The following is a 25,190-nucleotide window of genomic DNA, read 5'->3' as shown; positions in this document are numbered from 1 at the left end:
AAGGAGATGTTTAAAATGAATTACACAACACAAATGGATGCTGCTAAAAAAGGTATAATTACAAAGGAAATGGAGAGAGTAGCTGCTAAAGAAAACATGAAATCACTACAACTAATGGAATTAGTTGCGCAGGGTCAAGTTGTAATACCAGCTAATAAAAATCATAATGCATTAGATCCGGAAGGTGTAGGACAAGGACTCAAAACTAAGATAAATGTAAATTTGGGAATTTCAAAGGACTGCAATTGCATAGAGGATGAATTAGAAAAGGTTAAGATAGCTTTAGAAATGAAAGCAGAAGCTATAATGGATTTAAGCTGCTTTGGAAAAACTGAAGAATTTAGAACTAAACTAGTAGAAATGTCAGCTGCTATGATAGGAACAGTGCCTATGTATGATGCCATAGGATTTTATGATAAAGAATTAAAAGACATAACTGAAGAGGAACTTTTAGGTGTAATTGAAAAGCATGCGCAGAATGGTGTGGATTTTATGACTATTCATGCAGGTATAAATAGAGAAACTGCAGCAGTATTTAGGAGAACTGAAAGACTTATGAACATTGTATCCAGAGGGGGATCCTTAATATATGCATGGATGCAATTAAATGAAAAAGAAAATCCTTTTTACGAGCATTTTGATAAGGTTTTAGATATATGTGAAAAATATGATGTAACTATAAGTTTAGGAGATGCTTGCAGACCAGGTGCTATAAAGGATTCTACAGATGCTTCACAAATTAAGGAGCTTATGACTTTAGGAGAGCTTGCCAAAAGAGCTTGGGAGAGAAATGTACAAGTTATGATAGAAGGACCAGGGCATATGAGTTTAGATGAAATAAAAGCAAATATGCAGATAGAAAAGAAATTGTGTCATAATGCACCGTTTTATGTGTTAGGACCTTTAGTTACAGATATAGCACCAGGTTATGATCACATTACATCAGCTATAGGAGGAGCAATAGCTGCATCTTCAGGAGCAGATTTTCTATGTTATGTAACTCCAGCAGAACATTTAAGACTTCCAAACTTAGAAGATATGAAAGAAGGAATCATAGCTACTAAAATTGCAGCTCATGCAGGAGATATTGCAAAGGGAATAAAAGGGGCAAGAGATTGGGACAATGCTATGAGTAAAGCTAGAAGAGAGCTTAATTGGAAAAAAATATTTGATTTATCTATAGATCCAGAAAAGGCAAGAAGATACAGAGAAGAATCAAAACCAGAAGATGAACATACATGTACTATGTGTGGAAAAATGTGTGCTGTTAGAAATATGAATAAGGTTATGGAAGGAAAAAATTTAAATGTTTTAAGAGATGATGATTAATGTGTAAGCTTAAAGGAATTGAAGGAGATAAGCTGAAAGAGGCTTGTGGAATTTTTGGCATATTTTTCAATGAAAATGTTTACTGAATATTTTTTCACAAAAGTCACTCCTTTTATTTTTTCTCTAATTTTAGGAGTGACTTTTCTATTTATTTTATAAATGTAAAAATAACTAGTTAGTGATAAATTTTGGTTTAACTTTACGCTTATGCTAAAAACTCTATATCTATAGATTTTTTGTTTTGAAATCGTTATAGGTTTGTAAATTAATATAACTGTAATTTTCAAGTTATATTTCGTATGTTATTATATAGGTATAACTATTTTAGTAAAAATTATAGAAAAGGGAGAGATACACTTGAAAGAAATTCATTATAACAGCACTAGGGGATTAAATGGAAACTATACTGCATCTCAAGCTATACTAAAAGGAATATCAGAAGATGGTGGATTGTTTGTTCCAGACAGTATACCTTCTGTAAATGAAGAAGAATTACAAAAATTTAAAAATATGACTTATAAGGAACTAGCTTTATGCATAATTGGAAAATTTTTCACTGATTTTACTGAAGATGAGTTGAAGAAGTGCATAGACCTAGCTTATGACAATAAATTTGAGTCAGATGAGATAGTACCTGTAAAGAAAGTTGGGGGCGTATTTTATTTAGAGTTGTTTCATGGACCAACTTTAGCTTTTAAAGACATGGCATTGTGTCTTCTACCACATTTAATGCAGACTGCTGCGAAAAAACAAAATTTACATAAAAAGATAGTTATACTTACAGCAACTTCTGGAGATACAGGAAAGGCAGCACTAGAAGGCTTTGCAGATGTAGAGAATACAAGAATAGTAGTATTTTTCCCTGAAAAAGGGGTAAGCGATATACAAAAAAAACAGATGGTTACCCAGGCAGGCAAAAATACTAAAGTTATAGGGATAAAGGGAAATTTTGATGATGCCCAGACTGAAGTTAAGAAAATTTTTAATGATGAAGAATTAAAAAAAGAATTAGATGAAAAGTCTTATATGTTTTCTTCTGCCAATTCCATAAATATAGGAAGACTTATACCTCAAGTAGTATATTATTTTCATGGATATATGGAACTTTTAAGGAAGGGACAAATAAAGTTAGGAGAAAAGATAAATTTTGTAGTTCCTACAGGTAATTTTGGGAATATACTTGCAGCCTATTATGCAAAAAAAATGGGTTTGCCTATAAATAGACTTTTATGTGCTTCAAATGATAATAAAGTATTATATGACTTTTTAAAAAGTGGAGTTTATGATGCTGAGAGAGAGTTTATAGTAACGATATCTCCTTCTATGGATATACTCATATCCAGTAATCTTGAAAGATTCATATATGATATAAGTGGAAAGGATTCTTTAGTTGTACAGGGGTTAATGAAAGATTTAAATAAAAATAGAAAGTATAGTGTAAGTGAAAATATGAAAGAAGAATTAAAACCGTTCTATGGTGGATTTGCAAGTGAAGGAGAAACACTTAATTCTATAAGTGATGTTTTCAAAAGTTACCATTACTTAATGGACACACATACTTCAGTGGCTTATTCCGTGTATAGAAAGTATTTGCATGATACAGGAGATGACACAAAAACCATTATTGTTTCTACTGCAAGTCCTTTTAAATTTACAAAATCCGTAATGAGTGCTTTAGACGATAAATATAAGAATCAAAAAGACTTTGAACTTATAGAAATAATGAGTAAAACTGCTTCTCTCGAAATACCTAAACCTATAGAGAAGCTAATGAAAAGTAAGGTTATTCACAGCACTGTATGCGAAAAACAACAGATGAAAGATGAGATTAGAAAATTTTTATTATAATTAAATGTAAAATCTCCCTTCTTTATAAAAAATATTTTACATATAACAACAAAAAATATACATGAATATAAGTACAATAGTAAGTCGAATATTGAAAATTAAGAGTATAAATATTCGATATATAATGTATGAAAATGCTAGGATGTATTTATAAACAGTAGTATAATATAAAATTAGAAGGTAGTTGAAAATTAGTGTTAAATTATTTTTTATAGAGAAACTAATAAAATAGTATGAGCAGTTTATATAAATTTATAATAGTATAGTATGAGGAGTTGTTGTATATATTCATGAGAAAAAGTTTTCTTGTGAATATATACTTTTATAGACACAATTATAGAAAGTATTTTTAGATTAGATATGTATTTTTAATAGGGGAGAGTTTTATGTTGACGCCATTATCAGATGAATATAATCAACTTAAAAGTGAGTATGAAGGTTATCAAAAGATGGCTGAAGGAATTATACAAAAACAAAGCATGAAGATTATAGAGTTAGATAAGAAGCTGGATATGTTGTCTCTGATAGTTCAGATAAGTCAGTATATAAACAAGAGAATAGGTAGAGGAGAAATAGTTTCTATAATAAATGATATAATGATAGGAATTCTAGGGGTAACTTATTCAAGCGTATATCTTTTAGAGAATAGAAAACTTCAATTAAAATCTACAAATTTGCCTAGTACAAAGCATCATTTTAGTATTATCGATTACAACAAAGGAAATATAAGTAGTCTAAATACTAGTATAGTAAATTGTATTGATAATATATATATATATGATAATATTCAAATTCACTCTTCCATACTCATGCCTATATATTTAAAAGATAATCTTTTAGGGGTTATTGTGGTTGAACACCATATATATAACTATTTAAATAACGAACATGTGAAGTTATTAACTGCACTTACTAATCAAATAGCCATATGTATAGAGAATAATAAACTTTATAATAAAATAAAACAAAATTCTCAAAAGGATTTTTTAACAGGGTTATTTAACAGAAATTATTTTTTCTCGGTGATAAAAGAAAAAGTAAAAAACTGCGGTAAAGGCTTTGCTATTGTAATGATTGACATTGACGATTTTAAAAGTTTTAATGATAGATTTGGACATCAATATGGAGATAGGGTTTTGAGAAAAGTAAGTGATATAATAAAAGATAGTATAAGGGAGGAAGACATGGTAGCTAGATATGGGGGAGAAGAGATTATAATATATATGTATAATGTTACAGATTCCATGTCTGTATATGAGAGAATGATAAATATAGGAAATCTTATAAAAATGAAAGCTGTAGAGTATAATGAAGCTTCGTCTTATGTAACGGTTTCAATGGGTATAGCAGTATGTACAAATAAGAATAAAGATGTTGAAGGTGCAATAAGAAGGGCTGATATGAACTTGTACAGAGCAAAAAATTCTGGAAAGAATAAAGTGGTTTATTAAATAAACAGAGTTCTTGGTATCAGATGGAGTTTTAAACTCCATCTGATACGTATTAAACAGGTTTTAGAACTTAGAAGGCGTATCCTTTAGAGGAAAATCTTCAATGAATTTTAGTAAGGTGGTAGATATGGATACAAATTGGACAGAATCTCAAAGAGAAGCTATTTTTACCCCCAAATGTAATTTACTAGTGTCAGCAGGTGCAGGAACTGGTAAGACAGCAGTGCTAGTAGAGAGAATAATACAGGAAATAACAAGTATTGATGAAGATGTTGATATAGATAAATTGTTAGTTGTTACCTTTACGAATGCAGCGGCTTCTGAAATGAAAGAGAGAATAGCAGAGGCAATTTCTAAACTGTTAGAATCAAATTATGGCTCAAAAAATCTTCAAAAACAGCTTACACTCTTAAATCAGGCTAATATAATTACTATACATGCTTTTTGCCTTAAGGTTATAAAAAGCAATTTCCATTTAATAGATTTGGATCCTAATTTTAGAATATGCGACAGTACAGAAGCAGTTCTTTTAAAACAGGATGTGCTTGAGAAACTTTTTGATGAGAAATATGACACAGAAAGTACAGAATTTTTAAAACTTGTAGATGGTTTTAAAAGTAAAAATGATATTAAACTTAAAGATATGGTACTTTCCCTTTATGAATTTTCAAAAAGTAATCCCTGGCCTGAAAAATGGTTAAGAGAAGCAGTAGAAAATTTTAATGTAAAAGAAGATTTTGATTTCGGACATACATTTTGGGCAAAAATGATTATGCACAGCATAGAGGTAGAAGTTAAGGGATGCAAGGATAGAATAGAAAGAGAACTTACCATAATCCAAAGCGTAGAAGGACTTGAGCACTATGCAGATACTTTTAAAAAAGATTATGAAAATATAAAGGAATTATCGCTTTTAAATTCTTGGGAAGAACTAAAAGAAAAGTTTTTACAATTGAGTTTTAACAAGCTTTCCACTAAAAGAGTAAAAGATGAAGTTAAAGAAGTGAAGGAAAGAGCTAAGAATGTAAGGGATGAAGTTAAAAAGAAGTTAAATAGTATAAAAGAAGATATATTTTCAGGTTCCGATAATATATATAAAGATATGCAGGAAGTATATCCTATGATGAAATGCCTGGCTTCTCTTGTAATAGAGTTTGATAAAAATTACAGCTTAAAAAAAAGGGAAAGAGGCATACTGGACTTTAGCGATATAGAACATTTTTGCCTTGAAATATTAACAGATAGAGATGAAGAGGGAAATATAGTTCCTTCAGAGGCAGCTTTAGAATATAGAAGATATTTTGAGGAAATATTTATAGATGAATATCAGGATAGCAATGAAGTTCAAGAAGTTATAATGAATATGATAAGTAGAAAATCAAAAGACTCAAATTTGTTTATGGTAGGAGATGTAAAGCAGAGTATATACAGATTTAGGCAGTCTAAACCTGAACTTTTTTTGCAGAAATATAATAGTTATTCTGAAAAAAAGACGGCTGAAAACAGAAAAATAAAATTATCTGAAAATTTTAGAAGTAGAAAGGAAATAATAGAAGGTACTAACTATTTATTTAAACAAATAATGTGTAGAGAAGTAGGAGAATTAGATTATACGGATGAGGAATGCTTAAAAAGTTCAGCAGATTATGAAAACTTATCTGGAAACTGTTGTGGAGATATAGAGCTTAATATAATAGATAAAAAAGAAGAAAGTGAAGAAGTTTTAGATAATGTTCAGGTAGAAGCACGGCTTGTAGCAGAAAAAATAAGTGAGTTCATAAATGGTAAAGAGGAAGTAGAGCCACTAAAAGTATATGACAAAAATACGAAATCCTATAGGAATGTAATGTATAAAGACATAGTAATATTAATGCGTGCCACACAAAATTGGGCGCCTACTTTTGTAGAAGAACTTAATAGTTTAGAAATACCTGTATTTGCAGATATATCTGCCGGATATTTTGAGAATATAGAAGTAAAGACAATAATATCAGTACTTGAAATAATAGATAATCCACTTCAGGATATTCCACTTGTAGCTGTGCTTAGGTCTCCTATAGAATCTTTCTCTCCAGAGGAACTTATAGATTTGAGAATGGTAGATAGAAAAATTCATTTTTATGACATATTAAAGATAATTTCGGAAAATGACTCTGAATCAGATATATCATTAAAGCATGTGGAAAATAGCTTGAAATATAAAGTAAGTGAATTTTTGAAAAGGCTTAGCAACTGGAGAAAAAAAGTAAAGTATATGCCAATAGATGAATTTATATGGCATCTTTATACTGAAACGGGTTATTACGGTTTTATAGGGGCTATGCCTGGGGGAATTCAGAGGCAGGCAAACCTAAGGATGTTATTTGAAAGAGCAAAACAGTATGAAAAGAGCAGTTATAAAGGACTTTTTAATTTTATAAATTTTATGAACAAACTTAAAAATAGTAGTGGGGATTTAGGAAGTGCAAAAATACTAGGAGAAAATGAAAATGTAGTCAGGATAATGAGTGTTCACAAAAGCAAAGGACTTGAATTCCCTGTAGTAATACTTTCAGGTACAGGAAAAAAGTTTAATTTGATGGATATGAATAAAGGGGTGCTTTTTCATGAAAAGTTAGGTCTTGGACCGGATTATGTGAATATAAAAAGGCATATATGCTATCCTACTGTTATGAAACAGGTGTTTAGAAAAAAGCTAAAAGTAGAAACTCTTTCAGAGGAAATGAGAATATTATATGTTGCTTTTACCAGAGCAAAAGAAAAACTTATAATAACTGGAATGGTAAATAATATTGAAAAAACAACTCAAAAATGGTGTGAATGTGCTTCTTATAAAGGAAATAAGCTTCCTGAATACTCACTTATAAGTGCTAGAAACTTTTTGGATTGGATAGGGGCTGCACTGGCTAAACACCCATGTGGAAAGCCTATAAGAGAAATTTCTAAAGGTGAAGATAATTTAAATCTAGTTATAGGGGACAGTTCTACATGGAAGGTAAATATTTACAAAAAGGATGATTTTAGAAGTGTATCTCAAGAAAAGGAAGATGTAGATATACTGGGTAAAATTGAAGAACTTAACTTAACCGAATATGATGGACAATATATGGATAAAGTGGATAGAAGGCTTAACTGGAAATATAAATATGAGGAAGCTTGTAAGATACCTGCTAAATTTTCTGTATCAGAATTAAAGAGAAGATTTGATTTGACTGATATGGAAGATGGCGTAAATTTGATGGAATCGGTACAATTAAAAAAACCACTTTTTTTAAGAGAGAAAAAAGGTATGACAGCTGCTGAGAGGGGAACTCTTTTGCATTTAATCTTGCAGCATATAGACATAAAAAAAGTTAATTCTTACGATGAAATAAAGGAACAGGTAGATAGATTGGTTCAGAGAGAATTTATAAGAGAAGATGAAGTTAAGTCAATACCATTAGGCAAAATATTGAAGTTCTTTAATTCTGAAATTGGAAACAGAATGAAAGAGGCGGAGAATATATATAGGGAAACTCCATTTTATATGGAGATAGAAAGTAATAAATTATATAAAGAGCTTCCAGATAAAATATATAAGGATGAAAAAATAATTATTCAAGGAATAATAGATTGCTATTTTGAGGAAAATGGAGAATTAGTGCTTATAGACTATAAGACAGATTATGTAGACGATATAGATAACATAAAAGATAAATACAAAATCCAAGTTTATTATTACGCAAGGGCACTTGAAAAGTTAACTGGTAAGCAAGTAAAAAATAAATATCTCTACTTATTTTTTAACAACAGCTTAGTTGAAATGTAATTAAAGTTTTAGCTTTATGTATTATATACTCAACTTTTGCATTTTAAAAATATTGGAAAACAATATTTTTAAGAGGACATAGGACAGTGAAGGAGGAAAACTCACCTTCATTGTCCTTTGTTATCTGGCAATTGTCCTCTGAAAAGGTTGCTTCGCTTAAGTATATTTTCTAACATAAACCTTAAAATAAAGATAAATTTTATGAGCATAATTATAATCTAAATATAAGTATTAACACTTTTTGATATTGTTAATACTATAGTAATATGATATTAAATTGATGTGGAGGGTCAAATTTGGATGATAATAATAAGTTTGAGATTACTATGGAAGTAATAGAAGAATGTTTACAGGAATGTTTAGAAAATAGTAAAGAAAACAAAGAAAATGAAAAATCAAGCCCTGTTAGTACCAAATAGCAGGACTTGATTTAAATATTAATTAATAGAATATTTTTTTTCTAATTTTCTAAAGGCCATAACTAAAACTGAGGTTAAAATAAGATATAGTATAGCAGCTATAATAAAAGGAGTAATTGTAAAATCACGAGTAACTACTTCTTTTGCTGCCCTTAGAAGATCTCCCACACCTATAGTTGCAACTAAAGCAGAATCTTTTATTAAATTGATACTTTCGTTACAAACAGGAGGAATTACATTTCTAATGGCTTGGGGAATTATTATCTTTATCATAGTTTGACAGTAATTCATACCTAAAACTTTAGAAGCTTCAAATTGTCCTTTGTCTATTGATTCAATGCCTGATCTAAAAATTTCTGCCAGGTATGCGGCATAATTTATAGTAAAAGCAATGCTTGCAGCTGCTAAGGGAGATAACCTTATGCCAATTACAGGAAGACCAAAATAGGTGAAAAACAACTGTAAAAGTAAAGGTGTTCCCCTAAAAGCCCAGGTATATAAGCTAAGTATAGCCTTTATGGGCTTGATTTTAGATATTTTACCTAGGGCTACTAGGCATCCTAAAGGTATAGAAAAAATAGCTGTTATAAAAAATAGTTGTATAGTTATTAAGCTTCCACTTAGTATAAATCCTGTAATGTCCATGATATCAGACATATAAATCACATCCTAACCAATTATTTTGCAATTATATCTTTGCCAAACCATTTTTGAGATATTTTATTTGCTGTTCCATCTTTTTTCATTGAATCCAGTGCTTCGTCAAGTTTATTTTTAAAACTTTCATCTGTTTTTCTTATACCAACACCATAGTCTTCTTTGCCGAAGTTATCTTCAAGTATTTTGTATAAACCAGGTTTCTTTTGCAAATAGTATCTTCCAACTACTTCATCTACAACAACTGCATCTATACGGCCCTGGTTTAAATCAAGTAATGCTTCTGTATTATTAGAATATTTTCTAATATTCTTTAGAGATTTTGCTGTAGTAGCGTCTGAATTCAATGCAGTTTCACTGCTGCTTCCCATTTGAAGACCTACTGTTTTACCCGACAAGTCTTTTTTATTCTTTATGTTAGAATCATTTCTTACTACAATTATTTGTTTATTTTGAAGATATACTTTTGAAAATGCTATTTGTTTTTTTCTCTTATCAGTTATAGTCAAACCATTCCATATAACATCTATGTCTTTATTATTTAAGCTAAGTATAATACCATCCCATTCTACTGGTTTAAAAACTACCTTTACTCCCATTTTTTGTGCAGCTGCTTTGGCCATATCTATATCAAATCCTACGATTTTACCTTTTTCATCTCTAAAACCCATTGGAGGAAAACTATCATCTAGGCCCACTACAAACTGACCCTTTGATTTTATATCATCCCAGGATTTATCGCTTGATTTCTGGCTTTGTCCACATCCTGTAAGTATTATTCCAAGCAAAAATATTACTAAAGTTAAAATTCCTAATTTCTTTTTCATTTCACAGACCTCCCAATTTATATTAAATTAATTATAATAAATATTATAGTTTACCATGCTAAATTTGTAAACTAGTAAATTAATTATAGTTATAAAATTCAGTAGTAAAGCTAGAGAAAATATTATGGCAAAGCATATTGGTACTACAAATATGCTTTCTTCTGAATTAATAAATGAAATTAGAAAGACAGAAAATAATTTAGACATGATATTAAATATTGCGTTAAATTATGGAGGACGTTCGGAAATAGTAAATGCTGCAAAAAAACATGATGTATGCTATAGATGGAGGAAACCTTAATGCTTATAAAATTAAATGAGGATAAGTAATTTTTTGTTATGGGAGTCTGCGAAAGCGAAGTTGTGGTTTACGAATGACTCTTGGCCAGATTTTAAATATGAACATTTAGAAAATGCAATTAAATACTATAATGCAATAAATTCATAGTATTATTAAAGAAACTTTTTTAGGAGTTCGTTTATAGTACATTATCAACACTATTCTTTAACATAGCCTAATTAAAAATATAAGCAGAGTTCTAAGCATCAGATGAAGCTTTGACTCCGCCTGATGCTTAAACTCTTTTATCATTTTTTCCTTTTGTCAAAAGTATCAATTTTTTCTTCAAGAGAATTTAAAAAATTTTTTAAGAAAGATTTTTCTGTATCGGAAGCATCTTTTAAAATATCATTAACAATGTTATCAAAATTATTATGAATTTTTTTATGATACGTATTGGCTGTTTCACCTTTTGGTGTTAAACGAAGATTCAACCTTGAAGAATTATGCGGATCAACTTCTTTAATTATCATACCCTTTTTTTGAAGTCTCATGATTATTTGGGAAACTGCTCCTTTTGTCACTCCCAGTTTTTCTGCAAGACCACTAACATGAATACCTTCATTTTCTTTTATAGCTCTGATCATATGAATTTCAGCGTAAAAGAGAGGAGTATCTGTTCCATAATAATTAGTTTGTTTATCAAGCTCAGAAAGTTTTACACCTAATCTTAAAAGCATGTAGCTAATTTCTAACTTATTATCAAAATTAAAATTCATCATATTATTAGCGTATAGCATATAAACACTTTTGTCAATATAGGGGTTAATACGAAAGAGAAATTTCAAGTAAAAAAGTTAAGTATTGCTTGACAATAGTGTATAGGTACTATACACTATCTGTATAGAAAATATAAAACTTCAATTTGTTTAATAAATAATTGAGAAATGAAAAGATAAAGGGGGTAGGTTTTATTATGTTTAATAAGGAATTTCTTACACAAAGCGTATAGTACCTATACTTATAAATAATGAAAATTAATTTTGAATCTTGGTTACTTTAACAGCAAATTGAGGCAGCGATATATTTTTAAATATAGCGTATATCATATATACACTTAAGAAAGGATATGATATTTTGAATTTGAATAATGAAAAACTTAAAATGATGCGTGATGAGAAAATCTCTAAAGTATTATTGAAAATGGGTATACCTACCATGATAGGTATGATGGTTTCTGCACTTTACAATGTTGTGGATGCTTACTTTGTGGGTGGCCTTGGAACCAGCCAGATGGGAGCAGTGTCCATTACATTTCCTATTGCGCAGGTCATAGTAGGACTTGGTATGACATTTGGTAATGGCGCTGCATCTTATATTTCCAGGCTTCTTGGGGAGGAAAATGAAACTAAGGCAAATGAAACAGCTTCTACTGCACTGGTTTCCAGTTTAATTGTGGGTATTATTTCCATAGCTGTATCTCTGTATTTTCTTGATAATATATTGATAGGTCTTGGAGCTACAAAGACAATATTACCCTATGCAAGAGAATTTGCAGTTATATACATTACAGGTTCAATTTTAAATATATTTAGTGTAACTATGAATAATATTGTAACATCTGAGGGAATGGCAAAATTAACAATGACTTCTATGCTGCTCAGTGGTATTTTTAATATTATATTAAACCCAATCTTAATCTATTCGTTAGGTTTTGGAATCAAGGGGTCAGCTATTTCAACTGTTATATCACAAGCATTAGCTTCTATTTTATATATCTGGTATATGTTAAGTAAAAAAGGCAGTCTCAGGTTTTCTATATACAACTTTAGATTTGATGGTACAATTTTTACTCAAATTTTTAAAGTGGGAATTCCAATTTTGGTTTATCAACTTCTGTCAAGTGCTTCAATGGGGCTTTCTAATACTGCTGCAAGCAATTATGGTGATTCAGCGGTAGCAGCCATCGGAGTGGTAACTCGTATTATGGCACTTGGAAGCTATGTTGTTTTTGGATTTATGAAGGGCTATCAGCCGGTTGCAGGATACAATTATGGTGCAAAAAACTATGATCGGTTAAATGAAGCCACAAAAGTATCACTTAAGTGGGCAACGATATTCTGTGCTGCAACTGCACTTATTCTGATTATGGTTCCTGATCAGATCGTGTCGCTGTTTTCTAAAAATGATGCAGTGCTCATTAATATAGGAGGAAGGGCACTTAGGGCAAATGGAATTATATTTATTTTGTTTGGATTTGAACAGGTATATATGTGCTTATTCCTTGCTCTTGGAATGGGAAAGGAAGGTGGAATTCTTAGTATTAGCCGTCAAGGAATGTTTTTTATCCCGGCTATTTTGGTTATGCCGCAATTTTTGGGGATCGAAGGCGTAATTTGGGCACAGCCTGTAGCAGATTTACTAACTGTTATTTTAACAGCACTATTTATGCTTGGGGTAAACAAAAAATTGAATAATTTTATGAATCAAAAAGAATATTTAAATTAGTGTACAAAATTTAAATTTATTTTGGTATCTGGTTTGCTAACAGTAATTGGTGCATCAATATTTGCTAATTTCATGTAGAGATAATGCTGATAAAAAATTAAAAGTAACTAATTACGAACATGTCAAAAATACCTTTAAAAAATGGTACTTTTGGCATGATATTTAGGCTTTTAATTGCATCTTTAGTATAAAGTACCTTACGTACATTTCTAACATAGAGTATAAAATATTAATTAACGTATATATGAAACTTTTTCTTTTTCTAAGGCATCTTTAAGCCATCTTGGGTGCATTGGTAAAAGATTTTTTGGTAAATAATTAAAATCGAAGTAATTCACATCTAAGGTTTCTTCTCCTTCCTTAATTAATTTACCGCCTACAACTTCACATTCAAAACAAGTTGTAATAAAATGATTAATTTTGCCACTTGGATATGAGAAAACTTGTGAAACAGGGTCAGAATATATGCCAATTAATCGATTTACTTTAACTTTTAAACCAGTCTCTTCATTAATTTCTCTTATAATAGCTTCTTCTACAGTTTCTCCAGGTTCAACATGATCTGAAGGGATTCTCCATAATCCATTGTCAGTACGCTTCATCAAAAGAACCCTTTGAGATTTATCAAATATAATACCTGCAACTCCTGCCTTAACACCATCGTTAGGCCATGGGAAATGAGGAGAACTCCATTTTCTAATGGTTACATTATTGTCAAATAAACCTTTTAGGTTTGCAATAGTAGCATCGGCATTATGAAAATCCCTAGCAGATGGAAATTTGTTTGTTTTTTCACTTGATACTAAAATAGCTGATATTCCTGCCTGATGCGCCCCTAAAATATCTGTATATGGATTATCACCTATCATTACTACTTTAGATGATGTTTTTAAACTATCTAGAGCTTTTTTAAACATATATGAATGTGGCTTTCCTATAATGAAAGGTTTTTTCTCTACTGCTACTTGAACAGCTTTCACAATTGACCCAACTGCAGGTGATGGACCGTCTGTACTTGGGAAATTATTATCACTGTTTGTGCCTATAAATTTTGCACCGTTATTAATTAATTGCACTGCTTTTTTAATATCACGGAAGCGTAAATTATCATCCCAACCTATAACAACTGCTTCTGCATCAGCTATATCATTAGTATTAATGCCTACCTTATGACATTCCCATTTTAAATTTTCATCACCAAGAACAAATACATTCTTTATATTCTTATTTTGTAAATACTGAGCGGTCACCCAGTCTGATGTAATCACTTCATTACTATTTGCTTCTATTCCAAGTGCATTTAATCGTTTTGCTATTTTTTCACGTGTTGTGCATGGATTATTTGTTAAAAATCGAATTGTTTTCTGATTTTTACGAAGTATTTCAAGAGATTCTACTGCTCCTGGAAGAGGCTTATTTCCTATATAAATTACTCCATCTAAATCAAATAGAAATGCATCAAATGCATCAAATATCATATTACTCGCTCCTTAAATTTTATTTCTATAAAGCTATTTGCAAAGAGCCTTACTAGCCGCAGTTATATTGCTTTTCCCTAAAATAGCAGATATAACTGAAATACCATCAACTCCAGTTGACAATACCTCTTTAAAGTTAGTTTCGTTAACGCCGCCTATTGCAACAGCAGGTATACTTATACTGTTATATATTTTATGGAGACCTTCTATACCTATAGGAGTATCTATATCTTTTTTTGTTCCTGTGAAAAAAATTGTACCTATTCCAATGTAATCTGCACCACTTTTTTCTGCATCTAAGGCTTCATCCACATTGCCTGCAGATATTCCAATTATTTTATCATTACCTAATATTTTTCTAGCTGTGTTTATAGGCATATCGCTTTGACCTAGGTGAACTCCATCTGCATCTACAGCTTGGGCTATATCAAGTCTGTCATTTATTAAAAAAGGAACTTTATAGTGATCAGTTACTTTTTTAACTTCCTTAGCAATTTTGTAAAATTCTCTTGTGGACGCATCTTTTTCTCTAAGCTGAACGAGGGTTACGCCGCCTAAAATTGCTTCCTCTACGGCTTGATTCAGGGGCTTGTCTTTTAAAAAACTTCTATCTGTAACAAGATATAAACTATAATCTATTTCCAAATTATTTTACCACCTTTCTTTAATTTTTCTTCACTCAATTCATATATGGAATCTATTAGCTTAACCCTAAAAGTTCCAGGGGCTTTTGCTGCTTTGTAGGCTCCTTCACCAGCTATATTCATTGAAAGTATAGCACTTATAGTAGCTGTAAATTTATCCTCAGAGGCACCTATAGCAGCACCACATAATGCTCCAAGCATACAGCCTGCACCAGTTACTTTAGTTAACATTTCCACTCCGTTTTGAATTACAGCACTATTTTTACCGTCTGTTATAAAATCTTCCTTGCCAGTTGCAGCGACTACACAGTTGTACTTTTTGGCTAAAGCTGCAGCTGAATCCAAAGCTCCTTCTCCATTATCTAGGGAATCTACTCCTCTTACGTTAGAAGATTGTCCTGCAAGAAATTTAATTTCACCTACATTTCCTTTTATAACATCTACTTTACCAACTTGCATAATTCTATTTATAACTTGAACTTTCCTTGGTATAGCAGCACAAGCTACAGGATCAAGTATTACAGGTATATTGTGAATTTTTGCAGAGGTACTTGCTAAAATTACTGCAGCTTCTTGTTCTTTTGTGAGGGTTCCTAAATTTATATATAGGGCAGAAGATATTTTTACAAAATCAAAAACTTCATCATAAGCTTCACACATGGCAGGAGAAGCTCCATAAGATAATAGAATGTTTGCACAGTCATTTATAGTGACGCTGTTTGTAATACAGTCCACAAGAGGTACTTTATTTCTTACCTGTGTTAATACTTTTGATACACTATCTAAGTTTAAATTATCCACTTTTCATACTCCTTTATATTAGAATTCTGTTTATTTGAAATCTACATCAGCTTTTTTATATAATTCAATGAAATGTCCCACAGGACCGACGCCGCTTCCTATAGAGAAGGAATTTTCTATGGCCTTAGTTATATATTGCTTTGCAAGATATACGGATTTATCGGTGCTTTCACCTTTAGCCAAGAAGGAGGCTATGGCAGAAGATAAGGTGCATCCTGTTCCATGGGTGTTTTTGGTATCTATTCTATGACCGGCTATGTTTAATATCTTGTCTTCATAAAGTAAAACGTCGTTGGCATCATTGCACCTATGTCCTCCTTTTACAAGCACGTTTTTAGCACCTAGATCTTTTATTCTAAAAGCTGCTTTTTCCATATCGCTGCTATTTTTTATTTTCATTTCTGTTAGAACTTCAGCTTCTGGAATATTTGGAGTTACAACGTCTGCAATGCTTGTCAGATCTTTTATAGCTGTTTGTGCTTCAGGTTTTAAGAGAAAGTAACCACTTTTTGATACCATTACAGGATCAATTACTATGTTTTTAGCTTTGTATTCTGTTAAAAGCTTTTTTATTACAGATATGGTTTTGCTGTTTGAAACCATACCAATTTTTACTGCATCTACTTGTATGTCATCAAATATAGATCTTATTTGTGCTTCTACAATTTCAGGAGTTACATCCATTACGTCCTGAACTCCTATGCTATTTTGAGCTGTAACAGCAGTTATGACACTCATGCCATATACGCCAAGGGCACTCATTGTTTTTAAATCAGCTTGTATACCAGCTCCGCCACAGCTGTCAGAACCTGCGATTGTTAATACTTTTTTCATTTCTAACACCTCTAATTTAGTAACTTTAAAATTATAAATTTTACTTAGTGGGAGTATTACAGTAGGTGGGCATCAGTCAAAAATAAAAGGTATATGCAGAAAAGCATATACCTTTAAAATCAAAAATGTATAAATTGCTTCCCTACGCCAGTTTTATCTGGATCAGGTTCAAAGGGTTAGAGAAAGATCTCTTCTCAGCTTTGCAGCACCCCCACAAAAGTATTAAATTTTATACATTAATTTTACTACAGTGATAAAAATTTGCAATATTAAATTTTAATATTTATTTCATTGACTAAGTTTACTTATATGTACATAAATGAAATATGGAAGGCGTTAGCAATGATGGAAGTCAATAAAAGTTTTTGCAGTACGTGTGATATAATGGCATTAATTGAAGATTTTTATTGCAAAACAAATTAATAAAAGTGATAGGATGTGTTGATATGAAAAAGAAAAAAATTTTAGTCCCATTAGATGAAACAGAAAGAAGTATGCATTCACTCGACTGTTTAAAAAAATTGTTTCCCAGAGATGAAGTACAGTTAACTATTATGTATGTATCTGAAATAGTTATAGCAAATGAAACGGGTGTATCAAATAGCATGGTAGATATGGCAAGGGAAAAAGGTGAAAATATTTTAGATAGAGCTGAAAGAAAAATTCAGGAATATAAAACTGAAAAATATTGTGTTTTTGGACGTGTAGCAGATGAGATACTGAAAAAAGCAAATTGTGATGAATTTGATATGATAATTATGACTAAATCCAACAAAAAGGGTTTGGCTAGAATGATTGGATCCGTAACAAGTAAAGTATTAAAAAATTCACAGGTTTTAGTTATGATTGTTCCAGAATAAAAATAGTTTAAAATAGCCATAATGTTGTACAAGCATTATGGCTATTTTTATCTGCATATTAAAATATTCACCTGAGATTTGGAATTATATGTAATTTGATTTAGAATATTTTTAATGATTTTTTCACATACTTTAATGAGCATTATATGAATTGCTTGAGGTACAAAATGAGTTTTGTTTAGAAACTCTATATCAGGAAGGTGTGTGGTTGATGTTTGTTCCACGTAGAGTTATTTTTGAAAAGGGTACATTAGAATATTCCCTGGGAAATGAGATATACAGTAGATTTAAAAATGATGACGAGGTGGAGATAATAAAATTGTCCTCAAATAGAGTTATGTCAGCTGTACCAGGAAAAGATATATATGAAAAGTACAGGGAAGGCAAAAAGACTTTAGTTGTGGGTGTAAAAAAGAGCTTAAAATTTCAAAGTTGTAAGCCTTCGGCACATTATCAGCTGCCACTAGTTAGTGGCTGTATTGGACAGTGTGAGTACTGTTATTTAAATACACAATTAGGGGAAAAACCTTTTGTGAGAGTTCACGTCAATGTTGATGACATTTTGAAACAGGCTCAAAAATATATAGATGAAAGAAATCCTGAAATAACTGTATTTGAAGGTGCTGCAACTTCCGATCCAGTTCCTGTGGAGCCTTATACAAATTCACTTAGAAAGAGTATAGAATACTTTGGAGATCAAAAGCTTTCAAGATTTAGATTTGTAACAAAGTACAATGATATAGATGGACTTTTAAACATAAATCATAACGGTCATACGGAAATAAGATTTAGTTTAAATACAGATAAAATAATAAAAGAATATGAGCATCATACAGCTTCAATGGAAAAAAGAATAGAAGCAGCTGCAAAACTTGCCAAAGCAGGTTATCCTATAGGTTTTATAATAGCACCTGTATTCATATATGAAAATTGGAAGCAGGAATATGAAAAAGTTTTAGACATGTTATATGATAGAATTCCTAAAACTTTAAAGAGTTCTATTGGATTTGAAATAATATCTCATAGATATACAACTAAGGCTAAAAATATCATACTACAGGTATTTCCTAAAACAACGCTGCCAATGGAGGATAGTGAGAGAAAATTCAAGTATGGTCAATTTGGATACGGTAAATTTTTGTACACGAAAGAGCAAATGGAAGAAATTAAAACCTTTTTTGAAAGAGAACTTTCAAGTAGATTTTCAAAAGAAAATATAAAATACATTATATAAGCAGGAGAATTTTAATCATGGGTGAATTAGAAAATATAGTTAAAATAAAGGATGCAGAAGTTAGATATGATAAAAAAGTTGTATTAAGAAATATTAATATGGATATAAAAAGAGGAGAGATAGTCGGATTTTTAGGACCTTCTGGTTCAGGAAAAACAACTCTTGTAAAATCTATTATTGGAATGAAAGAATTATCTAAAGGATTTATTGAAGTACTTGGTGAGAAAATGCCGTCACTTGGTGTAACTTCAAAAATAGGATATATGGCACAAAGTGATGCACTGTATGATGATTTAAGTGCAATTGACAATATATTGTTTTTTGGAGAACTCTACAATATTAAAAAAAGTATTATAAGAAAAAGAGCTGAGGGTGTTTTAAAACTTGTTAGCTTGGAAGAACAGTATAAAGATGCAGTTAAAAACTTTTCAGGTGGAATGAAGAGAAGACTATCATTAGCCATAGCACTAGTACATAGGCCTAGACTGCTCATTTTAGATGAACCTACAGTTGGCATAGATCCTGTTCTTAGAAAAAAATTCTGGGATGAATTTTATAAAATTAAACGAGATGAGGGAACTATAATTATAACTACACATGTAATGGATGAAGCATATAAGTGTGATAGACTTTTTTTGCTCAGAAATGGAATTGTAATAGCAGAAGGAAGTCCAGATAAAATAATAAAAAGCTCTGGTGGAAAAACTATTGAAGATGCTTTCCTATACTTTAGTTCTTTAAAGGAAGAGGTGTAGCTATATGAATACTTTTTCTGTAGCAAAAAGAGTTATAAGGCAAATTATAGGAGATAAACGATCTCTTGCATTATTATTTGCCGCACCAATATTTGTTCTGTATTTGTTAAGTATAATGTTGAATTCAGGTATAGATAAGCCCAATTTAGAAGGAATAAATTTACCACAAACACTTATGAAATCACTTAAAAATGAGACAAATATAGTGGAAGTTAAAGATGAAAATATGGCTCTTGACAGAGTAAAAAATAATGTTATAGATGGGCTGGTTAAATTTGAAGATGATAAAATTATAGTGACTGTTGAAGGAAGTGATATGGCAGCTTCAAATTCAGTGAAAAAATCAGTTTCAAAAGCTTTTAATGAATATATGCATACTAGTCTTGCATCAAATCCGATGCTGAAGCAGCTGGGTTTTAGAATGATTGATAGTGAGTATAAGTATATAAACGGTTCTGAGAATATGACAACTTTTGATACGGTTGCTCCGTTGATGATGGGATTTTTTATATTCTTTTTTGTATTTCTCATGGCAGGGGTATCTTTCTTAAGGGAAAGAATCAGCGGTACATTGGATAGACTTATGGCAACACCTATTAAGAGAATAGAAATTGTATTAGGATATTTTTTAGGGTTTGGTATATTTGTTATGTTTCAGACTCTAGTTATTCAGCTGTTTATGGTATATGGGCTTGGAATTATCATAAAAGGAAGTCCAATTTTAGTTTTACTTGTAAATGTGCTGCTGGCAGCAGGGTCATTGACACTTGGAACTTTACTTTCTGCATTTGCTAAAAATGAATTTCAATTATTTCAATTTATACCCATAGTCATAGTGCCTCAAATATTGTTTTGTGGATTATTTCCCCTTAGAGAAACGCCAATATGGGTAAATATACTTTCTAAAATATTTCCACTAACTTATGGTGCAGATGCCCTAAAGGGAATTGTGCTTAGAGGGTATGGACTTTCAAAAGTTTATATGGATATTCTAATACTTTTGGGTTATGCACTATTGTTTATAGTATTAAATTCGTTGGCACTGAAAAAATACAGACGGTTATAAACAGAGTTCTAAGCATCAGATGAAGAAATATTTTTACTTAAATTTATTATATTGGCATCAGGTACATAGTCTTCTATTATTTTTCTTGCAATATTAAACCAACCCAAACATTTGTCAAGAACTGCAGAATCACTTGTGACGATTCTGTCCATTTTGGAGAGAACAGGGTCTGCATTTGGTATTAATTCTACACTAGCAGGAATATGCCACTTTATTGAATGTTCAAGTATAAAGCTTTTAAGTCTTCCTGAGTTTGATACTCCAGAATCAAGAAAAAATTTAACTTTTGGTATATGAAGATCTGTAAATTCCCTGCCAATTAAATTTAAAGCTAAGTGGGTTTTGTCTATAATACTGTAAGTTCCTCTGAGTCCTGCTATATCTCTTATGGTAGTATCACTGCATAATATTAATATTCCTTTTGAAAGGGCAACTTCAAGGGTTATTATAAGATTAAATCCGTCTATATAGATACAGTCCTTAGATATACAGGAAAAAGGCAGGCATTTTTTATTTCTTTTTTGGCCATCCATTGTAGAAGAAGTTGAACGTTGAAGGGCATTTCTCTGCCTCAGTGAAAATTGGTAATGGTTGCCTACCATTTCTATAATTGAATGTATTTTATAATTTCTATCAAGCAGCCAGCTTACTTCTTCCTGTGCTTTTTGAAGTTTTAAAACTGATTCCCTTGAAAACCATCTATTGTCCTGGGGGTCCGTTCCTCTTTTTATAGATTTTAAATTGTAATCCATAATGAAATCACTTACTTCCTATTTGTATTTTAAGAATAAGGTTATTATACACCAACAGTTGAAAGAGTATTTAAGATCTTCATAAAATCTTCATAAAATTAGTAATTAATTCTTAAAAATTGTTTTGTAAAGTTAGAAGTGATGATTCAATTATAGATTAATTTTTAGGAGGAGTAGTATATGGAAGATATACATATGAGCAGATATTATAGAAATATGATGTTAGTAGCAATGTTACTTAATATATTATGGGTTGTTTTAATAAATACCCAGCCCTTTTCAGATTTTGCATATTACAATCAGATTGCAAATCAAGTGGCAAGTGGCGGTCAATGGGGAGATACTTATACCTCTGTCGGGTATTCTATTGTTCTTGGATTTATATATAAGATATTTGGAAACAGCTTGGTTTCAGCAAAAGTTTTTAATTTAGTTTTGACATTTTTAAATTATGGAATGTTTTATATTATACTACAAAAAGTAAATTTAAATGAGAAAAGGCGTAAAATTATTTATGGGTTATTTGTATTTTTCCCAAGCAATATCTTCTATAACAGTGTTCTTGCAACGGAAATATTATTTACTACTGTATTACTTTTCATAACGCTAATATATTTTTATGATATTAAATATAAATATGTAATAATTGGTGTCTTAACAGCTGCTGATGCTATGGTAAAACCATTTTTTATGGTGTTCTTTTTTGCTATATTCATATTGGAGATATGTTTAAGGATGAAATTTAAAGACGTTTTAAAACATACAGCTGTGGTACTCATAGTTAGCTGCGTTTCTATATCTCCATGGATATATAGAAATACTAAATTGATTGGTGAGTTTACATCTATATCAAACAATCCTGGAATAGTACTTTATATAAATAACAATTCTCAAAATAAATCCGGTGTTTGGATGGATGCTAAAAATGTTGAAAATTCTATTGTAAGTACTAAAGAATATATAAATGCAAATGCTACAGAAAAAAATAAAATGCTGTCTAAAGCAGCTAAAAAGTGGATATTAAGTCATCCAGTATCATTTATAAAGTTGGGCTTTATAAGGCTATTTAAGACTTATCTTGATGGAAGTGATATATTTTACAGTTTAAATGGAACAAATTTGAATTTGTTTTTTAAGATATTATTTGCAGTTTGTACTTATATAGCAAGGTATGTGGTGTTTATTCCTGCAATAATTTTAATGCTCTTATATAGTGTAAAGGTAATTAGAAATTTGATTAGAAAAAGAGAAATTGGTTCATACTCTCTATATAATTTAATTTGCTTTTACATGTTTTCTTGTGTTTACTTTATAACAGAGGGACAGCCGCGTTATTCATTTCCATCTATATTTATAGCTGTTTATTTTTTCTCATATTTTGGAGAGAAAATAAGTATACCACTTGTTAAAAGAAACAAAAGCTTAGGCAAATAAAGTGTTGTATAATAAAAATAGCTTATACAGTATTAAGAGGAGATATTTTTTATGGATAGTACTATACTAGTAGTGGATGATGATAAGGATATTTTAGATATAATAGAGATTTATCTGAAAAATGATGGATTTAGTGTTATCACTGCGGAAGATGGATTGATAGCAATGGACAAGCTTGAAGAAAATAATATAGATCTAATAATACTCGATATAATGATGCCCAATCTCGATGGTATACATGCATGTCTTGAAATTAGAAAAAAAGAAAAAATACCTATAATAATGCTTTCAGCTAAAGATGATTCAAGCAGCAAGATATTAGGATTAAATGTTGGAGCAGATGATTATGTCGCTAAGCCATTCAATCCACTAGAATTAGTTGCCAGAGTTAAATCACAAATTAGAAGGTATTCTGAATTTAATATGGAAAGACCACAGAGTAAAGAAGAAATTGTTATAGATGATATGATAATAAATACAGCATCTAGAGAAGTATTTATTGGAGAAAAGTTAATAGAACTTACACCAATTGAATTTTCAATCTTGGAAGTACTTGCAAATAATAGGGGAAGGGTTTTAAGCACGGAAAGTATTTATGAAAGTGTTTGGAAAGAACCTTTTTACAATGCCAAAAACACGGTTGCAGTACATATAAGAAATATAAGAGAAAAGATAGAAATAAATTCAAAGGATCCCAAATATATAAAAGTTGTCTGGGGAGTAGGTTATAAAATTGACAAATAAGATAAAGAAGTTTGCATTTAAGAGTATATCAAGGGAATTTTTGATTATAAATATACTTAGTTTTATCATACTTATAATTGGCATAACTTGTGCTCTTACAGTTATAATGCAGGATACAAATAACCCTCAAAATATTGTAAATGCATCAAATGACATTTATGTTCAGGTAAATAGGTATGTGCAATCTACAAATACTGAAGTTCAAAGTTATATAAATAATTTGGCTGATGAGAACAATGTAAATATAGCTGTTACTGATACCAAAGGCCGCATAATTTTTAAATCAAGTGAAGTAGAAGGCAAGTATATTGATCTTAATTATATAAAATATCGAAGACTTCGTACTACTCCCAAGGCTGGAGATATTTTATATCAGGTGTATAATATAAATATATCAGATACTAAATGTATACTTATTACATGGAAAGTTACAGGAATGTATCATAACATTTTTAGATATACATCAATGATAGTAATTCCAATAATTATTTCGCTAGTAATTGTATATTTGGTTTCATATAGAAAAACCAGGTATATAAAGTACATCTGTAATGGAATAATGAAAATCTCCCGTGAGGATTTAAATTATAGGTTGGAGAAAAAAGGTATGGATGAGCTTGGAACTTTGGCAGATGAGATAAATAACATGTCACTTAATTTAAATAATATGATAAATCGTGAAAAGTCTGTCCAAAAGTTTAAAGATGAGCTTATAACCAATATATCACATGATTTGAGGACACCTCTTACCTCATTAATGGGGTATTTGTATTTGATAAATGATAAGAATGTTTCTATAGAAGATAAGGAAGTATACAGCGAAAAATCTATGGAGAGAGCGGAAAAACTAAAAGTTTTAATAGAAAACTTATTTGAATACTCAAAACTGGAAAGTGGAGCAATAAGTCTTGAAATATGTAATGTTAATATAATTGAAATTATAGAACAAATCATAGGGGAGGTTTCTATAATTGCCAGCAAGTCTCAAATAAGTTTTGTAAAAAAGTATAGTATTACAAAGTTGAATTTGAATATTGATCCATATCTTATGAGCAGGGTATTTCAAAATATTTTATCCAATGCTATAAAATACAGTGTAAAAAATAGTGAAGTTTATATAGATATTGTACATAATGTAAATGACACTATAATTAGTTTCCAAAACTTATCAAGTAGAAAGTTGTCCTCTGAAGATATGAATAAAATATTTGATAGATTCTATATGGGGGATAAGTCTAGAAACTCTCATAAAAACAATTCTGGTTTAGGGCTTGCCATAGTTAAAAATATTGTGGATTTGCATGGTGGAGAAGTTTGGGCAGAAGGTAATGATAATATTTTTAAAATGTATATTAAGTTAAAGAATAATTCATCTAAATTTACTGTTAGCAATGGCACCCATGGGATAAATGAGCAAAAAAAGACAGGATTTACATGAAAGGTTAATATATAATATAGGAA

General features: G+C 30.5%; 21 protein-coding genes, 1 pseudogene and 1 riboswitch. Of the genes and pseudogenes, 14 read left to right on the top strand and 8 right to left on the bottom strand.

Going from position 1 to position 25,190, the window contains the following annotated elements:
* Positions 1 to 15: 15 nt before the first annotated feature.
* From thiC to DMR38_RS22590, 5 genes are all read left to right on the top strand, one after another.
* Complete coding sequence (gene thiC, locus DMR38_RS16570; RefSeq protein WP_127722368.1) at positions 16 to 1,329, top strand: phosphomethylpyrimidine synthase ThiC; 1,314 nt, start codon at positions 16 to 18, stop codon at positions 1,327 to 1,329.
* A 357-nt stretch (positions 1,330 to 1,686) separates the two neighbouring features.
* Complete coding sequence (thrC, locus tag DMR38_RS16565; RefSeq protein WP_127722367.1) at positions 1,687 to 3,177, top strand: threonine synthase; 1,491 nt, start codon at positions 1,687 to 1,689, stop codon at positions 3,175 to 3,177.
* 386 nt (positions 3,178 to 3,563) lie between these two features.
* Positions 3,564 to 4,628 carry a sensor domain-containing diguanylate cyclase gene (locus DMR38_RS16560; RefSeq protein ID WP_127722366.1) on the top strand — a complete coding sequence of 355 codons (1,065 nt, stop codon included), beginning with the start codon at positions 3,564 to 3,566 and terminating at the stop codon, positions 4,626 to 4,628.
* Between the two features lie 103 nt (positions 4,629 to 4,731).
* Positions 4,732 to 8,436, top strand: coding sequence for a helicase-exonuclease AddAB subunit AddA (addA, locus tag DMR38_RS16555; RefSeq protein ID WP_243124331.1), 3,705 nt, complete (start codon positions 4,732 to 4,734; stop codon positions 8,434 to 8,436).
* Positions 8,437 to 8,732: 296 nt separating this feature from the next.
* Positions 8,733 to 8,855, top strand: a complete 123-nt coding sequence (locus DMR38_RS22590; RefSeq protein ID WP_279230790.1) for a hypothetical protein — start codon at positions 8,733 to 8,735, stop codon at positions 8,853 to 8,855.
* Between the two features lie 18 nt (positions 8,856 to 8,873).
* On the opposite strand, the gene DMR38_RS16550 is transcribed toward DMR38_RS22590, so the two are convergent.
* Together DMR38_RS16550 and DMR38_RS16545 are read right to left on the bottom strand one after the other, a co-directional pair.
* Positions 8,874 to 9,512: an amino acid ABC transporter permease gene (locus tag DMR38_RS16550; RefSeq protein WP_065077839.1), complete on the bottom strand. Its 639-nt coding sequence runs from the start codon at positions 9,510 to 9,512 to the stop codon at positions 8,874 to 8,876.
* Positions 9,513 to 9,532: 20 nt separating this feature from the next.
* Positions 9,533 to 10,339, bottom strand: coding sequence for an amino acid ABC transporter substrate-binding protein (locus tag DMR38_RS16545; protein ID WP_127722365.1), 807 nt, complete (start codon positions 10,337 to 10,339; stop codon positions 9,533 to 9,535).
* An 82-nt stretch (positions 10,340 to 10,421) separates the two neighbouring features.
* On the opposite strand from DMR38_RS16545, the pseudogene DMR38_RS22385 reads away from it, so the two are divergent.
* Positions 10,422 to 10,787: pseudogene (locus DMR38_RS22385) on the top strand (undecaprenyl diphosphate synthase family protein).
* Between the two features lie 140 nt (positions 10,788 to 10,927).
* On the opposite strand, the gene DMR38_RS16530 reads toward DMR38_RS22385, so the two are convergent.
* Entirely contained in the window at positions 10,928 to 11,401 is a 474-nt protein-coding gene (locus DMR38_RS16530) for a MarR family transcriptional regulator (RefSeq protein WP_127722362.1), read from the bottom strand.
* Positions 11,402 to 11,756: 355 nt separating this feature from the next.
* Here DMR38_RS16530 and DMR38_RS16525 point away from each other — a divergent pair, with 355 nt between their 5' ends.
* Positions 11,757 to 13,127 carry an MATE family efflux transporter gene (locus DMR38_RS16525; RefSeq protein ID WP_127722361.1) on the top strand — a complete coding sequence of 457 codons (1,371 nt, stop codon included), beginning with the start codon at positions 11,757 to 11,759 and terminating at the stop codon, positions 13,125 to 13,127.
* Between the two features lie 233 nt (positions 13,128 to 13,360).
* Here DMR38_RS16525 and DMR38_RS16520 read toward each other — a convergent pair whose 3' ends face one another.
* Genes DMR38_RS16520 through thiD form a run of 4 tightly spaced genes read right to left on the bottom strand, consistent with a single transcriptional unit; the run spans position 13,361 to position 16,884 of the window.
* Positions 13,361 to 14,605, bottom strand: a complete 1,245-nt coding sequence (locus DMR38_RS16520) for an HAD-IIA family hydrolase (RefSeq protein WP_127722360.1) — start codon at positions 14,603 to 14,605, stop codon at positions 13,361 to 13,363.
* A 33-nt stretch (positions 14,606 to 14,638) separates the two neighbouring features.
* Complete coding sequence (thiE, locus tag DMR38_RS16515; RefSeq protein ID WP_127722359.1) at positions 14,639 to 15,250, bottom strand: thiamine phosphate synthase; 612 nt, start codon at positions 15,248 to 15,250, stop codon at positions 14,639 to 14,641.
* Complete coding sequence (gene thiM, locus DMR38_RS16510) at positions 15,241 to 16,050, bottom strand: hydroxyethylthiazole kinase (protein WP_127722358.1); 810 nt, start codon at positions 16,048 to 16,050, stop codon at positions 15,241 to 15,243. The genes thiE and thiM overlap by 10 nt, the downstream gene beginning before the upstream one ends.
* A gap of 30 nt (positions 16,051 to 16,080) precedes the next feature.
* Positions 16,081 to 16,884 carry a bifunctional hydroxymethylpyrimidine kinase/phosphomethylpyrimidine kinase gene (thiD, locus tag DMR38_RS16505; protein ID WP_127722357.1) on the bottom strand — a complete coding sequence of 268 codons (804 nt, stop codon included), beginning with the start codon at positions 16,882 to 16,884 and terminating at the stop codon, positions 16,081 to 16,083.
* Between the two features lie 121 nt (positions 16,885 to 17,005).
* A riboswitch (TPP riboswitch) is annotated at positions 17,006 to 17,107 on the bottom strand.
* Between the two features lie 223 nt (positions 17,108 to 17,330).
* Between thiD and DMR38_RS16500 the strand changes: the two genes are divergently transcribed.
* From DMR38_RS16500 to DMR38_RS16485, 4 genes are all read left to right on the top strand, one after another.
* Positions 17,331 to 17,744 carry a universal stress protein gene (locus DMR38_RS16500; RefSeq protein ID WP_127722356.1) on the top strand — a complete coding sequence of 138 codons (414 nt, stop codon included), beginning with the start codon at positions 17,331 to 17,333 and terminating at the stop codon, positions 17,742 to 17,744.
* Between the two features lie 211 nt (positions 17,745 to 17,955).
* Positions 17,956 to 18,978 (top strand): spore photoproduct lyase, encoded by a 1,023-nt coding sequence (gene splB, locus DMR38_RS16495; RefSeq protein ID WP_127722355.1) that lies wholly within the window; start codon positions 17,956 to 17,958, stop codon positions 18,976 to 18,978.
* Between the two features lie 17 nt (positions 18,979 to 18,995).
* Positions 18,996 to 19,733 (top strand): ABC transporter ATP-binding protein, encoded by a 738-nt coding sequence (locus tag DMR38_RS16490; protein ID WP_127722354.1) that lies wholly within the window; start codon positions 18,996 to 18,998, stop codon positions 19,731 to 19,733.
* 4 nt (positions 19,734 to 19,737) lie between these two features.
* Positions 19,738 to 20,799, top strand: coding sequence for an ABC transporter permease (locus DMR38_RS16485; protein WP_127722353.1), 1,062 nt, complete (start codon positions 19,738 to 19,740; stop codon positions 20,797 to 20,799).
* A gap of 8 nt (positions 20,800 to 20,807) precedes the next feature.
* On the opposite strand, the gene DMR38_RS16480 is transcribed toward DMR38_RS16485, so the two are convergent.
* Complete coding sequence (locus DMR38_RS16480) at positions 20,808 to 21,551, bottom strand: DUF434 domain-containing protein (RefSeq protein ID WP_127722352.1); 744 nt, start codon at positions 21,549 to 21,551, stop codon at positions 20,808 to 20,810.
* 180 nt (positions 21,552 to 21,731) lie between these two features.
* On the opposite strand from DMR38_RS16480, the gene DMR38_RS16475 reads away from it, so the two are divergent.
* From DMR38_RS16475 to DMR38_RS16465, 3 genes are read left to right on the top strand one after another with little or no spacing between them, the layout of a single operon-like run.
* Positions 21,732 to 22,985 (top strand): hypothetical protein, encoded by a 1,254-nt coding sequence (locus DMR38_RS16475; RefSeq protein ID WP_127722351.1) that lies wholly within the window; start codon positions 21,732 to 21,734, stop codon positions 22,983 to 22,985.
* Between the two features lie 51 nt (positions 22,986 to 23,036).
* On the top strand, positions 23,037 to 23,729 hold the full coding sequence (locus tag DMR38_RS16470) for a response regulator transcription factor (RefSeq protein ID WP_127722350.1): 693 nt from the start codon (positions 23,037 to 23,039) through the stop codon (positions 23,727 to 23,729).
* Complete coding sequence (locus DMR38_RS16465; RefSeq protein WP_127722349.1) at positions 23,719 to 25,167, top strand: HAMP domain-containing sensor histidine kinase; 1,449 nt, start codon at positions 23,719 to 23,721, stop codon at positions 25,165 to 25,167. The genes DMR38_RS16470 and DMR38_RS16465 overlap by 11 nt, the downstream gene beginning before the upstream one ends.
* The last annotated feature ends 23 nt before the right edge of the window (positions 25,168 to 25,190 follow it).

Origin of the sequence: Clostridium sp. AWRP (assembly GCF_004006395.2) — a bacterium.
GTDB lineage: Bacteria > Bacillota > Clostridia > Clostridiales > Clostridiaceae > Clostridium_B.
The sequence above is the reverse complement of the archived record's forward strand: the minus strand, read 5'-3'. Positions and strand labels throughout refer to the sequence as shown.